At 69.7% G+C, this 18,682-nt stretch carries 18 protein-coding genes; 6 read left to right on the top strand and 12 right to left on the bottom strand.

Annotated features, from left to right (window positions below):
- Positions 1-155: 155 nt before the first annotated feature.
- From HUT18_RS28675 to HUT18_RS28660, 4 genes are read right to left on the bottom strand one after another with little or no spacing between them, the layout of a single operon-like run.
- The gene (locus HUT18_RS28675; protein WP_176103429.1) at positions 156-1,409 is read right to left on the bottom strand and encodes an NAD(P)/FAD-dependent oxidoreductase; all 1,254 of its coding nucleotides are present in this window, start codon (positions 1,407-1,409) and stop codon (positions 156-158) included.
- A complete protein-coding gene (locus HUT18_RS28670) occupies positions 1,402-1,575 on the bottom strand; it encodes a rubredoxin (RefSeq protein WP_176103428.1) in 174 nt (57 codons plus the stop codon). The genes HUT18_RS28675 and HUT18_RS28670 overlap by 8 nt, the downstream gene beginning before the upstream one ends.
- A gap of 7 nt (positions 1,576-1,582) precedes the next feature.
- The gene (locus HUT18_RS28665; protein WP_176103427.1) at positions 1,583-1,750 is read right to left on the bottom strand and encodes a rubredoxin; all 168 of its coding nucleotides are present in this window, start codon (positions 1,748-1,750) and stop codon (positions 1,583-1,585) included.
- Positions 1,747-2,919 (bottom strand): alkane 1-monooxygenase, encoded by a 1,173-nt coding sequence (locus HUT18_RS28660; RefSeq protein WP_176103426.1) that lies wholly within the window; start codon positions 2,917-2,919, stop codon positions 1,747-1,749. The genes HUT18_RS28665 and HUT18_RS28660 overlap by 4 nt, the downstream gene beginning before the upstream one ends.
- A 112-nt stretch (positions 2,920-3,031) precedes the next feature.
- Here HUT18_RS28660 and HUT18_RS28655 point away from each other — a divergent pair, with 112 nt between their 5' ends.
- From HUT18_RS28655 to HUT18_RS28645, 3 genes are all read left to right on the top strand, one after another.
- Entirely contained in the window at positions 3,032-3,625 is a 594-nt protein-coding gene (locus tag HUT18_RS28655; RefSeq protein WP_176103425.1) for a TetR family transcriptional regulator, read from the top strand.
- 152 nt (positions 3,626-3,777) lie between these two features.
- The gene (locus HUT18_RS28650) at positions 3,778-5,106 is read left to right on the top strand and encodes a beta-ketoacyl synthase (RefSeq protein WP_176103424.1); all 1,329 of its coding nucleotides are present in this window, start codon (positions 3,778-3,780) and stop codon (positions 5,104-5,106) included.
- Positions 5,107-5,723: 617 nt separating this feature from the next.
- Positions 5,724-6,092: a helix-turn-helix domain-containing protein gene (locus HUT18_RS28645; RefSeq protein ID WP_176103423.1), complete on the top strand. Its 369-nt coding sequence runs from the start codon at positions 5,724-5,726 to the stop codon at positions 6,090-6,092.
- A gap of 140 nt (positions 6,093-6,232) precedes the next feature.
- Here the strand turns inward: HUT18_RS28645 and HUT18_RS28640 are convergent, their stop codons facing one another.
- The gene (locus tag HUT18_RS28640) at positions 6,233-7,708 is read right to left on the bottom strand and encodes an MFS transporter (protein WP_176103422.1); all 1,476 of its coding nucleotides are present in this window, start codon (positions 7,706-7,708) and stop codon (positions 6,233-6,235) included.
- A 158-nt stretch (positions 7,709-7,866) separates the two neighbouring features.
- On the opposite strand from HUT18_RS28640, the gene HUT18_RS28635 reads away from it, so the two are divergent.
- Positions 7,867-8,301, top strand: a complete 435-nt coding sequence (locus HUT18_RS28635) for a MarR family winged helix-turn-helix transcriptional regulator (RefSeq protein ID WP_176103421.1) — start codon at positions 7,867-7,869, stop codon at positions 8,299-8,301.
- 189 nt (positions 8,302-8,490) lie between these two features.
- Here HUT18_RS28635 and HUT18_RS28630 read toward each other — a convergent pair whose 3' ends face one another.
- The 5 genes from HUT18_RS28630 to HUT18_RS28610 are packed head-to-tail and all read right to left on the bottom strand — an operon-like array spanning position 8,491 to position 12,871.
- Positions 8,491-9,528 (bottom strand): TauD/TfdA family dioxygenase, encoded by a 1,038-nt coding sequence (locus HUT18_RS28630; RefSeq protein WP_176103420.1) that lies wholly within the window; start codon positions 9,526-9,528, stop codon positions 8,491-8,493.
- Complete coding sequence (locus HUT18_RS28625) at positions 9,506-10,492, bottom strand: ThiF family adenylyltransferase (protein WP_176103419.1); 987 nt, start codon at positions 10,490-10,492, stop codon at positions 9,506-9,508. Before HUT18_RS28625 ends, HUT18_RS28630 begins: the two co-directional genes overlap by 23 nt.
- Positions 10,489-11,325: a hypothetical protein gene (locus tag HUT18_RS28620; RefSeq protein WP_176103418.1), complete on the bottom strand. Its 837-nt coding sequence runs from the start codon at positions 11,323-11,325 to the stop codon at positions 10,489-10,491. Before HUT18_RS28620 ends, HUT18_RS28625 begins: the two co-directional genes overlap by 4 nt.
- Before the next feature lies 1 nt (position 11,326).
- Positions 11,327-12,532 carry an acyl-CoA dehydrogenase family protein gene (locus HUT18_RS28615; protein ID WP_176103417.1) on the bottom strand — a complete coding sequence of 402 codons (1,206 nt, stop codon included), beginning with the start codon at positions 12,530-12,532 and terminating at the stop codon, positions 11,327-11,329.
- A gap of 3 nt (positions 12,533-12,535) precedes the next feature.
- Complete coding sequence (locus HUT18_RS28610; protein ID WP_176103416.1) at positions 12,536-12,871, bottom strand: SCP2 sterol-binding domain-containing protein; 336 nt, start codon at positions 12,869-12,871, stop codon at positions 12,536-12,538.
- A 480-nt stretch (positions 12,872-13,351) separates the two neighbouring features.
- Here HUT18_RS28610 and HUT18_RS28605 point away from each other — a divergent pair, with 480 nt between their 5' ends.
- Entirely contained in the window at positions 13,352-14,680 is a 1,329-nt protein-coding gene (locus HUT18_RS28605) for an MFS transporter (RefSeq protein WP_176103415.1), read from the top strand.
- Positions 14,681-14,717: 37 nt separating this feature from the next.
- On the opposite strand, the gene HUT18_RS28600 is transcribed toward HUT18_RS28605, so the two are convergent.
- Together HUT18_RS28600 and fes are read right to left on the bottom strand one after the other, a co-directional pair.
- Positions 14,718-15,803 (bottom strand): ABC transporter substrate-binding protein, encoded by a 1,086-nt coding sequence (locus HUT18_RS28600; protein WP_176103414.1) that lies wholly within the window; start codon positions 15,801-15,803, stop codon positions 14,718-14,720.
- Positions 15,804-15,907: 104 nt separating this feature from the next.
- Positions 15,908-17,260 carry an enterochelin esterase gene (gene fes, locus HUT18_RS28595; protein WP_254878846.1) on the bottom strand — a complete coding sequence of 451 codons (1,353 nt, stop codon included), beginning with the start codon at positions 17,258-17,260 and terminating at the stop codon, positions 15,908-15,910.
- Between the two features lie 396 nt (positions 17,261-17,656).
- On the opposite strand from fes, the gene HUT18_RS28590 reads away from it, so the two are divergent.
- The gene (locus tag HUT18_RS28590; RefSeq protein ID WP_176103413.1) at positions 17,657-18,550 is read left to right on the top strand and encodes a sugar nucleotide-binding protein; all 894 of its coding nucleotides are present in this window, start codon (positions 17,657-17,659) and stop codon (positions 18,548-18,550) included.
- Positions 18,551-18,682: the final 132 nt, after the last annotated feature.

Raw genomic sequence — 18,682 nt, 5'->3', positions numbered from 1 at the left:
GTAAGGGAGTTGAGCGGACGGAGAGGCGAGCGGGGGTGCGGTTCCGGCTGACGGAACCGCACCCCCGCTTTTGCAGGCCCTCGTAGTCCGGTCCTCGCAGTCGGGCCGTCGCAGTCGGGCCCTCGTAGTCCGATCGTCGCAGTCGGGCCCTCGTATCAGCCGAGCGGTTCTGCCAGCACGGCCCGGAACTCGGCGAGTTCCTCGCGGCCCGGGCCCGGCCCGCCGCCCACCAAGTCCTTGAGCGGGCGGAAGGCACGCGGACGGTTGGCGCAGACGGCGCTGACCAGCCGGTCACCGCGCCACAGCAGGGCGGCGAAGTCCAACTCCTCGATGCTTCCGGTGACTTGGATCCGGTCGGCGAGCTGCGGGTACCCGGCCACCTGGAGATTCAGGCCGTAGTGGTGGGTCCAGTACCAGGGCACCGCCGTGTACGGGACGCCCTTGCCGAGCATGTTGCGGGCGACCGCGGCACCCTGGTCCTGTGCGGGAGTCCAGTTCTCGGCGCGGCAGGTTCCCTCGCCGAACGGGTGCGGGCGGCGGGCCACGTCACCGGCGGCGTGGATGTACGGGTCACTGGTGGCCCCGTACGCGTCCACCAGAATGCCGTCGTCCACGGCCAGTCCGGCGCGCTCGGCGAGTGCGGTGTCCGGACTAGTGCCGACCGCGACGACGACCCGGTCGGCCTTGTGGAACAGGTCCTGCCCCAGGTAGGCGGCCACGCCCTGCTCGTGGGCCTCGAAGCGGTCGAGAAGGACTCCGGTGCGTACCTCAACCCCGTGCGAGGCGTGCAGGGCGGTCACCGCGCGGGCGAGCCGGGCAGGCAGCACACGGCCGAGCGGCTCGGGCGCGGTCTCGGCGACGGTGACCTCCCAGCCCGACTCCCTTGCCACGGCGGCGACTTCGAGGCCGATGAGGCCCGCGCCGACCACGAGCAGCGAGCCGCCGCCCGTCAGCGCGTCGCGCAGGGCGAGCGCGTCGGCGAGGGTGCGCAACTGGTGTACGCCGTCGATCCCTTCGGCGGCGGCCACCCGGCGGACCCGGCCGCCGGTGGCCAACAACAGCCGCTCGTACGGCAGTTCACCGCCACCTTCGAGGACGAGGGTCCGGGCGGCGGGGTCGAGGCGGGTCACCGTGGTCCCGGTGCGCACCTCGATGCCCTGCTCGGCCCAGGCGGTCGCGGGCCGCAGCGCGGTGCGCTCGGCGGACTGCTTGCCGCGCAGCACGTCCTTGGACAACGGCGGCCTGCGGTAAGGGAGTTCGGGGTCCTGGCCGATCAGGACGAGGGGGCCGGTATAGCCCTCGGCGCGCAGGGTCAGGGCGGCGGTGGCACCGGCCACGCCCGAGCCCACGACGACCAGGGGCCGGTCACCGTCCGTATGCGTCGGGGAACCCGGAGCGGGCTCAGGCATGCGTGACCTCGGTCATCTCGAAGTCGGCCTTGGCCGCGCCGCAGTCGGGGCAGGACCAGTCGTCCGGGATGTCCTCCCAGCGGGTCCCGGGGGCGATGCCCTCCTCCGGCCAGCCCTCGGCCTCGTCGTAGATGAACCCGCACACCAGGCACTGCCACTTCTTCATCTGGTCCTCAGCCGTTCTCTGGTTCGAAGTCGATCTTCTCGCGCACCCCGCAGTCGGGGCAGCACCAGTCGTCGGGGATCGCACTCCAGCCGGTACCCGCGGGGAACCCCTCGTGGGGAGCGCCGCTCTCCTCGTCGTACACGTAGTCGCAGACCGGGCAGACGAACCGGCTCATACCGCGGATCCGTACCGGGCGAGCAGCGCTTCACGCTTGGACGGGTGGATGTTAGCGCGCCGGACGTCGCCGTCGTAGTGGGCGATCACGCGGTGATCCATCACCCTGCGCCACAGCGGCGGGAAGTAGGCGAGCACGATCATCCCGGCGTATCCGGTGGGCAGTTCGGGTGCTTCCTCGAAGTGGCGCAGGGCCTGGTAGCGGCGGGTCGGGTTGGCGTGGTGGTCGCTGTGCCGCTGGAGGTGGTAGAGGAAGACGTTGGTGGCGAGGTTGTCGCTGTTCCAGCTGTGCCGCGGGGCGCAGCGTTCGTAGCGTCCGCTCTCGGTGCGCCGGCGCAACAGGCCGTAGTGCTCGGTGTAGTTGATGACTTCGAGCAGCGTGAAGCCGAACACCGCCTGGTAGAGCAGCCACGGCAGCAGCTCGGGTCCGAAGGCCACGGTGAGCGCGCCGAACAGGACCAGGGACATGAGCCAGGAGTTGAGTACGTCGTTCCGCAGCGACCAGGGGCTCTTGCCGAGGCGCTCCATCCGCTTGCGCTCCAGGCCCCAGGCCGAGCTCAGGCTGCCGCGGACGGTACGTGGCCAGAAGGCCCAGAAGCTCTCCCCCAGACGTGCGCTCGCGGGGTCCTCCGGAGTGGCGACCCGTACGTGGTGGCCGCGGTTGTGCTCGATGAAGAAGTGGCCGTAACACGTCTGCGCCAGGCCGATCTTGGAGAGCCAGCGTTCGACGGACTCCTTCTTGTGGCCGAGTTCGTGCGCGGTGTTGATACCGATGCCCGCGACGCCACCGAGGGTGGTCGCGACGGCGAGCTTGTCCACGAAGGACAGATCCCCGTTGGTCAGCAGCCAGCAGCCGAAGACGAGTCCCCCGTACTGGACGGGCAGGTACGCGAAGGTGCACCAGCGGTAGTAGCGGTCCTGTTCCAGCCAGGCCAGCGCGGCCTCCGGCGGGTTCTCGCTGTCCTTGCCGATCACGAGGTCGATGACCGGGAAGATCACGTAGAGCAGGATGATGCCGCTCCACCAGAAGATTCCCCAGCCGGTGGCCTCGACCGCGGCCCAGGCGAGGAACGGGAACAGGGGGACGATGAGCCCCAGGAGCCAGAGATAGCGCTTGGGATCGCGCCAGGTGGCCTCGGCCGTGGCACCCGTACCACTGGTCGTTGACATGTCCGCCTCACCTTCATTGGACACTTCACAGGGGGAGTGTCCAGAAGGTAGGCACAGTCGAGAAGACCGTCAATACTTTTGACAAGGCTCCGATCGATAGGGTGGGAACACGATGACTACCTTTCGGGAGAACGTCCGATCCCTCCTCCGAGAGCGGGTGTTGGACGCGGCGTACGCACTCGTGACCGCCCAGGGCTGGGCGGGTCTCAAGCTTGCGGGCATCGCACGCGAGGCGGGCATCAGCCGGCAGACCCTCTACAACGAGTTCGGATCCAAGGAAGCCATCGGCCGCGCACTGGTGGAGCGCGAGGCCGAGCGCTTCCTGGTGGGCATCGAGCGCGAACTGCGCCCCCACGCCAACGACCTCCAGGCGGCCGCCACGGCCGGCGTCGGATTCACCCTCCGCGAGGCCGCGGACAACGCCCTGATCAAGGCGATCCTCACCTACGCCAGGGGCGGCGACGAGGAACTGCTCTCCTATCTGACGACCCGGCCCGAGCCGGTCTTCAACACCGCCACCGCGATGCTCGAGGCCTATGCGCTCGAATACTGGCCCGAGGTCGAGGCCCAGTGGCGCAGCCTCGCGGTGGAGACGATCGTGCGACTCACCGTGAGCCACATCGTGCTCCCGGTGGACTCCCCGGAGGAGTCCGCCCGCCGTATCGCCCGGATCACCGCACGGGTCGCCGGTTTCCCCGTCGACTGACCCGGCCCCCCACCCCGCTCACCTGGCACAGAACCTCGCTCCCGGCCCACGAAGAGCCGGTCCACGCCGCTCGCAGTAGCATCGACAAACGGTGACATCATGCCGATACCGGGCAACCTTCACCCCGAGCGACGACCGCGAGGTGCAGTGAGATGCCGGAAGCCGAGAACGCGCGCAGCAAGGTACGGCCCCTGCCGGACACTCCCCCCGGATACGCGGCGCATCCCCCGCGCAGGGTCGTGATCACCGGTCTCGGCGCCATGACCCCGCTGGGCGCGACGGTCGCCGAGCTCTGGCAGGGCATGCTCAAGGGCCACTGCGGAGTGCACACCCTGCTCGACGAGGAGTTCGCCGAGCAGCCCGTACGGATCGCCGCCACCGCACCCGACCCGGCGTCGCGGCTGCCGCGCTCGCGGGCGCGGCGGATGAACCGGGCCGCGCAGTTCGCGGTGCTTGCCGCCCAAGAGGCGTGGCAGGACGCCGGTTTCGACCCGGCGGGGACGGTGCCGAGCGGGCTGGCACCGGACCGGGTCGGCGTCAGCATGGGCACCATCATCGGCGGCACACCGGTCATGGTGGCCAGCGACCGCACGCTGCGCGCGAAGGGCCCGCGCGGGGTCTCGCCGCTGACCAATCCGATGACCGTGCCCTCGCAGGCCGCCTCCCAGATCTCCCTCGATCTGCACATCACCGGCGAGGCCCGCACCGTGACCAGCGCCTGCGCCTCCGGCACCGAGGCCATCGGCCAGGCCATCGACCGGATCCGCCACGGACACCTCGACGTCGTCCTGGCCGGCGGCGCCGAGGCCGTCATCACCCCGGTGGTCATGGCCGCCTTCGCCGCCATGCGGGCCCTGTCCACCCGCAACGACGACCCGGCGAGCGCCTCCCGCCCCTTCGACCGCAACCGCGACGGCTTCGTCTGCGGGGAGGGCGCCGGAGTGCTGGTCCTGGAGTCGGAGGAGCACGCCCGCGCCCGCGGTGCGCGCGTCTACTGCGAGGCCGCCGGCTGGGGACTCTCCGCGGACGCCCACCACATCGCGGCCCCCGACGCGACCGGCGCCGGGATCGCGCTCGCCCTGCGCCACGCCCTGGCCGACGCGGGCGCCCCCGCCGCCTCGGTCGCGCACGTGAACGCCCACGCGACGGCGACCGTCGAGGGCGACCGCGCCGAAGCCCTCGCGATGTGCGAAGTCCTCGACGGCCAGACCTCCTACGGGCCCGTCCCGGTGACCGCCAGCAAGGGCCACTTCGGCCACATGCAGGGCGCCGCCGGAGGTGTGGAGGCCATCGTCACCGCACTGACCCTCAGCGAGGCCCTGATCCCGCCCACCCTCGGCTGCGACGACCCGGAGGAGGGGCTCGGCCTGGACATCGTCACCGGGGCCCCGCGTCCGCTGCCGCCTGCGGATGTCGCGCTGAGCAGTTCGTTCGGGTTCGGGGGACACAATGCGGTACTGGCATTGCGGCGCTGTTCCTGAACGCCTGGCGCACCTCGCCTCCTTGACCGCCCGTACCGGGAAATCGACAAAGTCGTCCGGCTGGAATTGCGGGGGGCCACCGGCACAGACCGACCCCGGATTCACAAATTGATCGTGGGGAGATTCTCGCAAGGTGGCTGAGAAGTGCTTGGTCGGTGACTTCAGCAACTTTACGCTGTATCAGGCGCCACGGAAGCCTCAATGCGCTTCCGTGGGAGCACAGTTGATCTCTAACGGGTGGGGGGATCGGCCGTTGTCCAGGCCTTCATTCAGTGTGCGCGGGACGCGCATGGTTGCCTGTGGTCGGCACGGTGCGGCGCGGTCGTGCCGTGCGGCAGGGCCGACGGCACCGGCAGGACAGGTGACCGCGGCAGCGGACAGATCGCTGTCGCCCCTTCACCTTTCCGTTCCGGGGCCCGGCTGACACCACATCCGCGGATACGGCCGCAGCCGAGACGAGGGCGCCGACGAGGACCCGGACGCATGCCCGGATCCGGTCCCGCCCGCGCCCCGACCTCCACAATCCACCGGCGCCCGCGAAGCCGAAGTCCGCCCGCATGCCCTCACGCGCGGGCGGGCCGGCTGCCGGCCGCCACGAGATCCGAGGATTACCGCACGTGGACATCAAACCGCACGTGGACATCAAGAAGAAGCAGATGGCTATCGCGGCAGAAGCGGCCTCCGGCGGCGAGTGGGCCTACGTACACAAATTGTTCGCCGTACTGGCCAAAAAGTGGTCGGTCAGCATTCTCCTCACGCTCTTCCCCGGCCAGCTCAGATTCTCCGAGATCCAGAAAGAGATGCAGTGTACGAACACCAAGACGTTGACACTGACTCTCAAACTTCTCGAGGAAGAGGGGCTGATAGGCCGTGAAGTTCTCGACACACGACCACCCGGCGTCCAATACGGACTCACGGAATCCGGTCGCAGTCTTGCCGAGCAGCTCTATCCGCTGTGGAAGTGGATCAACGACAGATGCGACTGAAGGGTTCTTCGCCGAGGGAACCCGGTCGCGCACGTAAGACACACCCTGCGCGACCGGCCGGGCCCCCTGTACCCAACTCCCGTGATCACGGACTCGCTCACCAGACGCGGTTTGACCTGCTGGAAGAAGTCGGTCACGCCTCACGCCCCACGGCTCTGGACGCGGGTCGCGCGGACGATCGCGGAGGCGATGACCGCCGCGACGAGGGAGCACACGGCGAGAGCGGTCCAGGCCACCCCGATGCCGTGGGACTCGGCGACGGTCCGTGCTGTTCCGTCGTCGTGCTCACTGCTGCCGATGTACGCGGCGAGGGGCGCGACGATGGCGAGACCCATGCCCGCGCCCGCCTCGTTGAAGGTGTTGAGCAGCCCGGATCCGGTTCCGCTGTGCTCTGCGGGGATCTCGGCGGCCCCGAAGGTGTAGAGCGGTACGAACATCGACGGCAGTCCGAGGCCGAAGACGCCGAGCACCACGATCACGACGGCGACGGGGACCGACTCGTCGGCACTCCAGGCGAGGGCGGCGAGTACAACACTGCACACGAGCTGGACCACGACACCCGACAGATAGATCTTCGGCATGCCGATCCTGCCTGCCAGATGCGGGATCCCGAAGGCGGAGACCAGCGACCCCAGACACAGCGGGAGCAGGGCGAAGCCCGTCTCCAGCGGCGAGAGTTCGGCCGCCCGCTGGAAGTAGTTGCTCCCCAGGTAGATGGAGCCGAGCAGCAGCGTCGCGGCCATCACCATGCCCGCGCAGGCCAGGCCGTAGGTCTTGATCTTCATCAGGAACAGCGGCAACAGGGGGTCCTCGGCGCGACGTTCGAAACGGATCACGACGGCGAGGAGCACGATCCCGGCGGCCAGGAAGATCCAGGAGGTCAGGTCGTCGAACCCTTCCTGCATACCGATGAAGGAGTAGGAGACACAGCTCAGAGCGATCGTCACCAGGGCCGCGGTGGGCAGGCGCAGCGACAGGGCGGGGGCGCCGGACTGCCGCGCCATCGGCGCGACCACACGGATCGCGGCCAGGGTGAGGGCGGCTCCGATCGGGAGGTTGATCAGGAACACCCAGCGCCAGGAGACGTACTCCACGATGACACCGCCCGCGATGACGCCGATGCCCGCCCCGATGACACCGAGTCCGCTCCACGCGGTGAGTGCGATCTTCATCTGACGTTCCGACCGGTACGTCGCGATGATGATCGACAGGGCCGCCGCCGAGAGGACCGCGGTACCGACGCCCTGCGTCACGCGCGACATGACAAGGACGGCGCCGTTCCCGGCCAGGCCCGCGACGAAGGAGGCGAGGGAGAAGATCGCGACGCCGAGAAGGAACATCGCGCGCCGGCCTCGGACATCGGCGAGGCGCCCTCCGAAGAGCAGCAGGGAACCGTAGGTGAGGACGTATCCGCTGATCGTCCACTGCAAGGCCTTGGCGCCCGCGTCGATGTCGTCGCCGATCGACGGTAACGCCACGTTGACCACGGTCGAGTCGAGCATGACCAGCATCTGCGCGAGGCCGACGACCGCCAGCGCGCTCCACGGCTGATCCGGTACACGGTCGGGCGCGTCCTGTGTGAGCGACCGGGTGTCTTCCTCAGGTTCCACCGACATCAGACTCTCCATTCACATCCGCACCACGAAGCCAACTACATACCCGCGCATGGAACTCCATGCCCGAGCATACTACTCATGGGGCCACCTGTACCGGGGCGAGTTGGCGGTATCCTTGGCGTCAATGCGCGGCACACCCAGCGCGTAAGGAGGTCGCCATGGAGTCACAGGATGAGGCGTATGAGGCGCTCGGCCGCTGGAAGGCGATTGTCAGGCCGATCGAGCAGCTGAACGCCCGCATCGAGAACGAACTCACCCTGCGCCACTCGCTCTGCATCACCGGTTATGAAGTCCTCTATCTCCTGGCGTCCCAGCGCGGGAGGACCCCTCTGACACAGCTCTGCAAGGACATCGACAGGTCGCAGCCACGCGTCTCCCGGCTCGTCAGCCAGCTGGAGGAGCGCGGGATGGTCGAGCGGCACCGCGCCGACTCCGACGGCCGCGCCTACCAGATCGCCATTACGCGCAAGGGCCGTCGAGCGCTGCACGCGTCGGCCGACACCCTGCTCGGCATCCTCGAGGAGCAGGACATGCCGGGCGGTCCGGGCGGCACGTCACATGCCAAGGACAAGCAGGCGATCGGAAAGGCGTAGGGCCTCTCGTTTGGATCTCGCCGGGGGTCGCGGGGTCTGGCCCGGCCTGCCGATCGAGCACAACGGGCCCTGCTCCGCGAGGCGTTGAGCCCCACACGAGTGCAGGAGCCGTCCGCGGTCGACGGCTCCTGCACCGGTGGAGGGAGGACGGCCCGAACCGGTCCGAAACCGGCCCGGGCCGATCCTCCGTCACCCGTGTGACGAACGCTCCCGGCTGCGCAGCATGCGCCCTTGGACGATGTCGCCCCTGACACGGCGCAGATCCTTGGTGACGAAGCAGCGCCTGAGCCACCGGTCGGACCCGTCGTAGCGGGGGACGAACCCCGTCCTGCCGTGCACGGCCGCGTTGTTGTCGACGATCAGCAGCGAGCCCGCCTGCAGAACCCCTCCCAGAAGGTTGTCCTCCAGTGCCCTTCTGAGCCGGTCCAGCGCGAGGACCGCCGTCTCGTCCACACCGATCATTCCGTGCAGGTCGACGCAGAGGTCGGGATCGTCCTCCGGGCCCCTGAGCACGGGGACCGGATGCGTCCACCGTGTCGCGTTGTCCACGGTGAAGGAGCTGCTGAAGAACAGCTTGAACCGCGGCTGGCGCAACACCGTCCGGATCTCCGCGGGCAGAGTGCTGAGCACCCTGCGGATCCCGCATCCGACCGTGGCGGCACGGCCTTCGTGATCGGGCCGCATGCACAGCAGCGACACATAGTCCGGAGGACTCAGCAAGAACCCGTCCTCGGTGTGCAGTTCGAGCAGCACCGAGCCGGAGTTCTCCTGCCGCTCCTCGAAACCGGCCTTCGGATAGACGTCCTGGATGAGCCTGCCGGACTTCTCCTCCGCGTAGCTGATCGGGGCGCCGAGCATGGTCATGATCGACAGCTGCACCAGGGAGGCCACCGGCACGGTCGTCCAGCCGGGTTCGTCGCGGGGGCCGTGCGGGGTCGCCACCCCCTGGTCGACGGGCAAGCCCTCGATGACGAGCACCCCGTCGACCGTACTGCGGTCACGGATTCCCCGGATGCTCTGTACCACCCGGCTGGGAAGGCGACGGGCGAGGTCTTCCGCCGCGTAGATCAGCGCGTCGTCGTGCAGGTCGTGCACCGCGAAACGGTCGGCGACGGCCAGACACTCGCCGCGCACCCGCTCACGCTCGGGCCCGGTCAGTTCGACGACGTCCCTGATGTCCGAGTACGAGAGTTCGCGGCTTATGTCACCGAGAGTCTTGCCCGACATTCCCAAACGCCTTCCTCGAACTTGTCGGCCGGAGAAACGAATGCGCGGGTATGAACGACTCCCCCGCCCGCGACCAGCCCATCGTCTGCACGAGTTTGGCGAAACCGAACGGCTTTCCCATGCTCTGCAGCATGCGTTCGGGGAGCCGGCTGGTGCACCGGTGGACGTTCACCGGGACATTGCGGGGGATCCTCTTCCCGGTGATCGAGCGCACCGCCATATGGCAGGCCAGTGACCCGAACTGCCAGGCGGCCTCCGGTAGTTGGGGGACGCTGTACTCGGGGTCGGCGATGTGGGACGCCAACTCGAACAGCATGGAGGTGGGGATGTGCCGCATGGGGGCGATACGGAAGATCGCCTCCCAGATGTCGAGCGAGTCCAGCTCCGACGGTTCGATCGCCCCGTCGAAGATCCGCTGGAGCTCCCGGTAGTCAAAGTACTGCGCGCACATCACCCCGGCCAGGTCCCAGCCGGTGATGAGCGGCTTCCGCTGGAGCAGGGCGGCCTCGTGCAGGGCCAGCTTCGCGGAGAGCCCCGACCGGGTGGTGACGTCCACCCCGTCGACGATGACGTCCACGTCCTGGACCAGGGCCCGCGCGTTCTCGGCCGTGACCCCCTCGGGGAACACCACCACCTGGGCGTGCGGGTTGATGCGATGCACCGCGTCGGCGCCGACCTCGGCCTTGTTCCTGCCCAGGTCGTCCAGGAACGCCAGTTGCCGGTTCAGGTTGTTCAGCTCGTAGCTGCCCGAGTCCGCGAACCGGAAGTCCTTGAACCCGATACGGGCCAGGGGCTGGATCGCCGCACCGCCGACGGAGCCACAACCGGCGACGAGGACCTTGGCCTCGCGGATCCGCTGCTGCACATGGGGGTGGACAAGCCCCTTGTTGCGGCGGATCAGATGCCGGTAGTAGGGCTCGGCCTCCAGACTTCGGGCCTCGTCGACAGTTTCGATGTCCGTCATGCCTGCCTCCACGCCGCCAGCGTTTCCCGAACCGACAGTCCCTGATTGCCTTGCAGGAATTCCTCGACTCCGCGCAGATGTTCGCCCTGGCCCTCCCTGTTCTCGCAGATGTACGGAACGGGAACGGTGCGCTGTCGCCACATGGGGCCGTACCGGCCGTCCACATTGGTGACCCTGGGCTTCACGTCCAGGCGGTGCACATCGAAGCCGAGGAGCTCGAAGATCCTGGGGCTGCCGTCCGGTGCGCCGTCCGCGACGAACGCGTCCAGATGCCCGCGCTTGTGCAGAGCCCCGATGGCCTGCGACATTCCGAGCATGGCCCACCACGGAGAATTCCGGGCCATGCTCGACCAGGGCATCCCGACCCGGCGCACCAGCCGTTTCGCCTCCCAGACCCGCGCCCGCTCAAGGCCCTTGCCGATGGTCTCGCCCACGGTGAGGTCGTACTCCTTCTCCAGGGCGAAGGGAGCGCCTGCGGAGTCGGGGTCGGGAATCGCCAGGTACACGTACGCGGCGGCGCGCCCCGAATGCCGGTCCAGGACGATCGTGTGGAACTCCCGGTCCGGCGGATATCCCACGAGCTCGTCGCAGTAGACATCGATGTCGACCTGGTGTGCGTCCAGGAATCCCAGTCGCCAGTACTGGGAGAACCGGAACGCGTGCATGGCCCTGCGGTACCGGGCCGGTATGTGGTCGCCCCGCGCCACGAGGGTGAGCGTGCCGTCGCACCCGGCCGACAGGAACACCGGAGGCGCGGTCAGGCTCGCGTCCAACTTGGCGAAGGAGAAGGCGGAGGCCTGTTCCGCTGTCTCGTCGAGTGAGTGAGTGCTCATGTCAGCCGCGCGCGATCTGTTCCGTGATCGTCATGGCCAGCGCCTCGGGCGAACCCTCGTAGATCCGCGGCCCGAGCGAGTCGCGCACGATGCGCTCCATGTCGTCGTTCCGCTGGAACCCCTGGGCACCGAGCAGCGAGGCGGCCGCGTTCGCGTTGAAGACCGAAGCCTCGTCGGCGACCAACTTGGCCAGTGCGGGCTCGAGTTCGGGGACCGGGAGGGTGACGTCCGCCATGCGTGCCGCCTCGGTCCACAGCGCCCGGGCAGAAGCGACCCGCGCGGCCATGTCCGCGAGCTTTCGCGCCGACATCTGGTGCTGATAGAGCGTCTTGCCCGTCTGCCGGCGCTCGGTGGACCACTGCAGGGCGTGCTGCAGTGCATGGCGGGCGATGCCCGTCGAGATCGCGGCACAGGTGATGCGGCAGAGATTTCCCTGCGTGATGTTCAGGTCCCAGCCGCCGAGGACGTCGCCGATGACGTTCTCCTTGGGCACACGGACACCGTTGAAGACCAGTTCGCCGGCGGGGGCGGCACGATAGCCGACCTTGTCGTGCGTTTCGCCGCGGCCGACCCCGTCCCATTCGAGGTCGATGACGAAGCAGGTCATGCCGGTCGAGCCCGGGTTTCCCTCGACGTTCGCCATCACGGTGGCGAAGCGGGACACCGGGGCGTTCGTGATGTATTTCTTCTTGCCGCGCACGACGAAGTGGTCCCCCGCATCACGCGCGACCGTGAAGTCCGTGGCGAATTCGGCGTGTTCGCGACGCACTACGTCCATCCCGTTGAGCTCTTCCGCGACCGCGTTGCTGCCGAGGAGAGGCGTGTCACCGGTGAAGGGGACGAGGTAGGTCTCACTGAGACGCTTGTCGCCGCTGAGGATCAGCGGGGTGTGGAACAGGCCCGTCGCACCGAGGATGAGCGCGAAGCCCGGGTCCGCTGCGGCGAACTCCTCCAGGATGTGGCCGAGGGCCAGGTTTCCGAGGCCCAGCCCGCCGAGCGTTTCCGGAATGCCCATCCGCAGGCCGCCGAGTGCCTGGGCCTCCGCGACGAGGTCCCAGTCCACGGTGCCGAGGGGGGCGCTGTCGCGGCGGCGGGCGGTCGGTGCGACGCGGTCGCGTGCGAACTCACCGAGCTGGACCACCGCTTTGTGCGCGGTCGGGTCGAGGCCTTCGAGCGTCGTCAGATCGGGCAGACAGAGGGTATGCACGGTTCAGACCTCCTCGTTGCTGAGCTGGCTGAGCGACCGGACCACGCCGATCGACTGGAAGATCGGCCCCTCGGCCGCCACCCGGCCGGAGGTGATGCTCCGGATCACGGACAGACCGCCCGCGATGATCGCGGCCGCGTCTTCGCCCGAGATGCGGACGGTGAGGTCGGGGGCGGCTTCGTCCGTCGTCGTCCGGACACTGCCGTCCTCGTTGAGAACGATCTCCCGAGAGCTGTCGATGACGAATCGGGTGGAGGCGCCGACGGCCTTGTATGCCTCGGCGGCTGTCGGTGAATCGGAAAGTCGGCTGATGAGTCGACAGACCTGATCGGTGTTCACGGAAAACCCCTTTTCGGTACGGTATTCGTCTCGCGAATATTCCGAGGGTGCACTTCCCGGCCCGTGGTTCCATCACCAGTAATACATGTGGCCGAAGTTCGGGAGCAAGCCAACTCATGTACGGTGAAACAGGTGGTGTTCTCCGTGACACCATCCCGCCCACGCCCCGTCACAAGCACAGCGCCCGCGGTGCTCCCCCCGGGTAGTCGCCTCAACGCAGTGGCTGACCTGGGCTGTTGCTCGTCGAGCCGACGTCCCCGCCCAGCCGTCGACCGGCGGCGACGCCGCTCCCCTCTACGGTCCGCTGCTCGCCGCCACGGATACGATTCGGCACCCGTGCGCACCGCCGCACTCGGCCTCGGACAGCACCGAACACCGCTCGCACAGTGAAGAGTTCGTACGCCATACCCGTTAGCAGAACTGCGTCCCCGCCCGCGAAAATCTGCGGAAAAACTCCCGCGCGGACCGCATGATCGGACCATGCAGCCCAACTCCCCATGGCGGATACCCGACTTCCGCACCCTGTTCACCGCGACCGCGCTCAGCCAGCTGGCGACCAACGTCGGTCATGTCGCCGTTCCGCTCATCGCGGTCGCCGAGCTGGACGCGAGTCCGGGTCAGGTGGGAGCGCTCGCCACCCTGAGCACCCTTGCCTTTCTGCTCATCGGGCTGCCCGCGGGCGCGTGGGTGGACCGGATGCGCCAGCGCGGTGTGCTGATCGGGGCGGATCTGGGCCGTGCGCTGCTGTTCTGTTCGGTGCCGCTGGCCTGGTGGCTGGACGTGCTGACGCTGGAGCAGCTGTACGTGGTGGTGCTCCTCAACGGGTGCGCGACGGTCTTCTTCGATGTCGCCTCGCAGAGTGTGCTGCCCCAACTCGTGGGCAGGGACGGCCTGGTACGGGCCAACAGTGCCGTGGTGACGCTGATGGCCGCGGGCAATGTGGCGGGGCGGGGCGCCGGTGGTGGGGTGGTCCAACTGCTCACCGCGCCGGTCGCCGTCGCCTGTACGGCCGTGGGCTATCTGGCCTCGGCCCTGCGGCTCACCGCGCTCCGGCATGTTCCGGCGCCCGTCACGAAGACGACGGGCGCGGCGGCCGGGCTCGGCGCCCAGATCCGTGAGGGGCTGCGGCATGTGCTCGGCAACGCCGAGCTGCGGGCGCTGGCGCTCACCGCCTCGCTCACCAATCTGGGACTCCAGCTCATCAACACCATGCTCCCGCTGCTGTTCGTGCGCGAACTCGGCCTGTCCCCAGGCGTGTTGGGGCTGTTCTGGGCGAGTGGCGGGCTGGGGCTGCTGCTCGGCGCACGATGCGCGCGGCCCGTCTCCGCACGGCTCGGGTTCGGCCGCACTCTCGGCCTGGCGGGGCTGTGCATGGCTCCGGCGGGGCTGCTCGTTCCGCTGGTCGACGGCGGAGTGTGGCTCTATGTCGCGGGTGCGGGCTATCTGCTGACACTGTTCAAGACGGGCATGGACAACGTCCTCGGGGTGAGCCTGCGCCAGCGTATGACGCCGGACGCGCTCCTCGGCCGGATGAACGCCACCTTCCGCTTCCTGCTCACCGGGGCCCTCGCCATCGGCGCCGCGCTGTCCGGCCTGATCGGTGAACTGGCCTCCGCCCAGGTCACGTTGTGGGTCGGCGGCGCCCTGCTTTCGCTGGCCTTCCTGCCGGTCTTCCTCTCCCCCGTACGTCACCGGCGCGAGCTGCCGCGTGAGCAGGCCGCGCCCGCGCCCTCCGGGGCGGCGCCGTCCCCGGGGGAGGCGCCGCCCTCGCCGGGACGGGAATCGGGGGCGGGCGCCAGGTCGTCCTGAACAGGACGGCACCTCGCGCCCGAACCCGATCGGGGCATCAGGCCTTGAGTCTGCGCGCGTTCCGCAACGCCTCGGCCAGGGACTGGAGTACGGGCGTGTAGCCGAGGTAGCTGTAGCGCTCTTCCATGGCCCACGGCACGGTCTGCCGGGCCTTGACGGCGGGCAGCTCGCGCCAGGTGGGATGACGGCGCAGGTCCTGCGGCGACTGGGCGGTGGAGCGGTTGTCGATGATGATCAGGTCGGCGTGGTACTTGTCCGCGTTCTCCCAGCTGAGGAACTCCCAGAAGCCCCACTCGTCGCTCTTGCGGCCCTCGACGAACTCGACCCCGAGTTCCTTGAAGTACCGCAGGTCGCAGTAGGAGTCGGGCACCGCCACGTACATCTGCTCGTCGTCACCCGTCATGGCGAGCACCTTGAGGCCGCCGTTGTCGCGCGCCGCGGTGCGGACCGCCTCGGCCGCCTTCTCGAAGTCCGCCTTGGCGCGGGTGACGTCGGGGGCGGAGAGGTCGGCGCCGAGGCTTTCGGCGAGTTCCGCGGTGCGGCGCAGCGGCTGCGGCAGAGAGGTACGGGCGACGCTGATGCCCACGGTCTTCGCCAGCGACTCGATCTTCTCGCGGCTCTCCTCGGGGACGAACCACAGGTCGGGCGGCGGGAACATATTGCTGATGAGCAGGTTCGGCCGGAGCGCCGCGTACTTCTCGACGTTGAACTGCCCGTAGCTCTCGCCGAGGCTGGTCAGTTTCTCCATCGGGAGCCTGCCCGCCTGGGGATTGGGCTTGCCGCGCACCGGGCTGCTGGGTCCGAAGACGCCCTTGCACTCGATGCCGTAGTCGTAGAGCGCGGCCGCCGTACTGATGAAGGCGACGAGGTTCTCCGGACGCTCGGGAAGGCGGACCAGCCGTCCCCGGTCGTCCTTGAACTGCCAGGCGCCGCCCGTCTGTTCACCCTTCCCGTCCGAGGAACCCTCGTCCTCGTCGCTGCCACAGGCGGTGAGCGGGGCGGTGACGGCGAGCGCACCGGCGCCTGCCAGCACGCCGCGCCGGGAGAGCGAACGAGGGTGCTGCGGGCCACGGTTCGCCGCGGGGCCGGTGGTCGCCGCGCCGGGCAGGCGGGTGGGTGACATCGGGACAACTCCTTGCTGGTACTGGGGTTTTGGGGACTGCGCGGGGACGTACGCGCCGGGGCCGGGCGGGCGTCTCAGGGGCAGGCGTCTCGGGGGCGGTCGTCTCAGGGGCGAGTGCCGAGCAGGCGTACGAGCCCGTCCGCGAGTGCGCCGCGCCAACAGGCGTAGTCGTGGCCGCCGTTGAACTCGCCCAGCGAGACCTCGTGGCCGCGCTCACGCAGCACCGCGTACAGGGCGCGGGTGTCCTCGACCACGGCGCCTTCGTGCAGGCCGACGTCCAAGTGCACGGTGACGGGCCTCGGTTCGGCCTCCGCGAACCGGGACACCAGCCACGGCACCGTGCCCGTCGCGGCCGTCGCGACGCCGGGTGCCAGGCCCGGCCGCCACCACAGGGCGCACGACTGGGCGAGGACCCGGCCGAAGCGATCGGGCCGCAGGAGCGCGGCGTACAACGATGTCATCGCCCCGAGGCCCTGCCCGGCGACCACGGTACGGACCGGGTCGGTGGTGACCGGCCAGCGTCCGGCCGCCCAGGGCAGCAACTCGTCGGCGAGGAAACGGACATGGGGTTCGCGTGCGCCCAGTTCCCGGGAGCGGGTTGCGTCGTCCACCGCGTCGGGGGCGAGCACCGCGAGCGGGGGCACGGCACCGTCCGCGATCAGGGCGTCCAGCGTGTCCTGGAAGCCGAGCCTGCCGAACCACATGTCCCCGTCGCACAGCACCAGTACGGGCAGTTCGGCGGGCTCGCGCACGGGGAGCCCGGAGGGTGCGGCCGACGGCGGCAGGTACACCCACACGTCGCGGTCCGTGCCGAGCGCGGCACTGGTGAACCGGTGCCGCACGACCTCGCCCCGGGGGGCTCCCGCCCGGCGGGCCGCCCAGGGCTGGGGCGGGGCCTTGGGCAGCGCGTAGACCGAGGTGTCGGAGGCGCGCCAGCGGCTGGGCATGGGGTGGAGGTTGAGCGGGTCGGCGGCGGCGTGGGCGGTCAGGGCGAGCAGCCGCTGCTGCAACCTGCCCGGTTCGGTGGGGAGTTCACCGGGGGACAGATCGGCGGCCATCTTGTAGGAACCGCGGTGATCGGCACGCAGCCGGTAGGAGCGGTACCAGACCTCGGTGTCCGAGAGCCGGTTGAGCAGCGAGCGCGCCAACTGCCCGCGGTCCATCAGCCGGTTGGCGAGCAGCAGTACCTGCCGGGTGGCCCGGTGGCCGCGCCACAGAAAGGTCACCACACGGTGCTCGGGGTCGCCCTCGATCTCCTCGACGAGGGGCGTGCCGCGCCGGGCCGCCTCCGCCCAGAACTCGGCGAGCACCACCTCGCGGCGTGCCGGGTCGGCCCCGGTCAGCCGGGCCGCCAGGCGCTCGACGCAGGGACCGACGGTGGGGACGGCGGCGATGCCGGACCCGTCCGGGGTGCTGTGGGTGCGAGGTGTCGCGGTGCGCACCATGGTCACGCTCACCGCGGTCCCGCGCCGGACCTGGCGACCCGCGCCCGCGCGACGGTGCGTACCGCCGCGCAGGACAGTGGGACGGGCGGACCGGCGAACGGACCGGCGAACAGAACACGCATGATTCCCCGCTTTCCTGGCTGACGCCTCGCCATCTGCCGTACGGGCGGCGCGCGTTGGGCACGGCGACCGCCATGAGGCACCGACGGCCGGACTCGGACACCCCTCGTCAGTGAAAGTTAGCTTAGCCTAAGCTAACTTCATGCATACGGGATCTCCTCGCCCCACACCCGGAAACCCGGACGGGTCCGCCCTCCACATGTGCCGCCGGCGCTCTCGACGTCCGGCGACCGCCGGCACGCGCTGCTCCGACGCCCCGTCCCGCACACACGGTGCGAGGTGGGGGCGGTGAGCGGCTGGCTGGTGACCGGTGCGGGCGGTGTGGTGGGCCGGGAGCTGTGCGAGGTGCTGCGCGCCGCCGGACAGCCGGTGCTCGCACTGGGCCGCAGCGACCTGGACCTCACGGACACCGTCGCCCTGCGCAGCGCACTCGGGCGCGCACGCCCGCGCGTCGTGGTCAACTGCGCCGCGTACACGGACCTCGACGGCGCCGAGCGCGACCCGGCCACCGCCCATCGCGTCAACGCCGAGGCCGTACGAGAGCTGGCCCGCGCCTGCGCGCGCACCGGCGCGCGACTGCTGCACCTGTCGACCGCCCGGGTCTTCGACGGCAAGGCCGACCTCGTACGACCCGAGAGCGCCTCCCCCACTCCGCACACCGCCTACGGCCGCAGCAGGCTCGCCGGTGAACGCGCCGTACTGGAGGAACTCCCACGCCGCGGCACGGTGGTACGTACCTCCTGGGTCTACGGCACGTACGGCGACGACTTCGTCACCGGCCTCGCCTCCCGGGCCACAGCGGGCGCCCCCACACACATGAGCGACGAGGAGCACGGCCAGCCGACCTGGGCCCGGGACGTCGCACAACGCCTCCATCTCTTGGGCAGCCTGCCGCCGAGCCGCGCCGCGGGCCTCTTCCACGCCACCTGCACCGGACGCACCACCCGGTACGGGCTCGCCCGCGAGGTCTACCGGCTCATGGGCGCCGACCCCGCGCTGGTACGTCCCCTTGTCACCGCGCCGCCCGCGCGCCCGGCGTTCACCCTCCTCGGCCACAACCGGTGGGCGTCCGCCGGACTGACGCCGCTGCGCCCGTGGCCCGAGGCACTCGCGGAGGCGCTGACCGAGAGGCTCGCCGAGGGCGGTTCTCCCGATGCCCGCCGCGCCTCGCACACCGCTTAGCGGGTCCCCCCGTACGAAGTCCCGGCGGGCCGTCCATAAACCCCGCCGGATGACCCCGGATTACCCCCGGATTTTCTTCACTGCGTGCGAAATCCGGGGAACGGAAAGTGAGGGGTCAAGGGCCCGAATGTG

The organism is Streptomyces sp. NA04227, assembly GCF_013364195.1.
Classification (GTDB): domain Bacteria; phylum Actinomycetota; class Actinomycetes; order Streptomycetales; family Streptomycetaceae; genus Streptomyces.
This window is presented reverse-complemented; position numbering and strand designations above follow the sequence as displayed.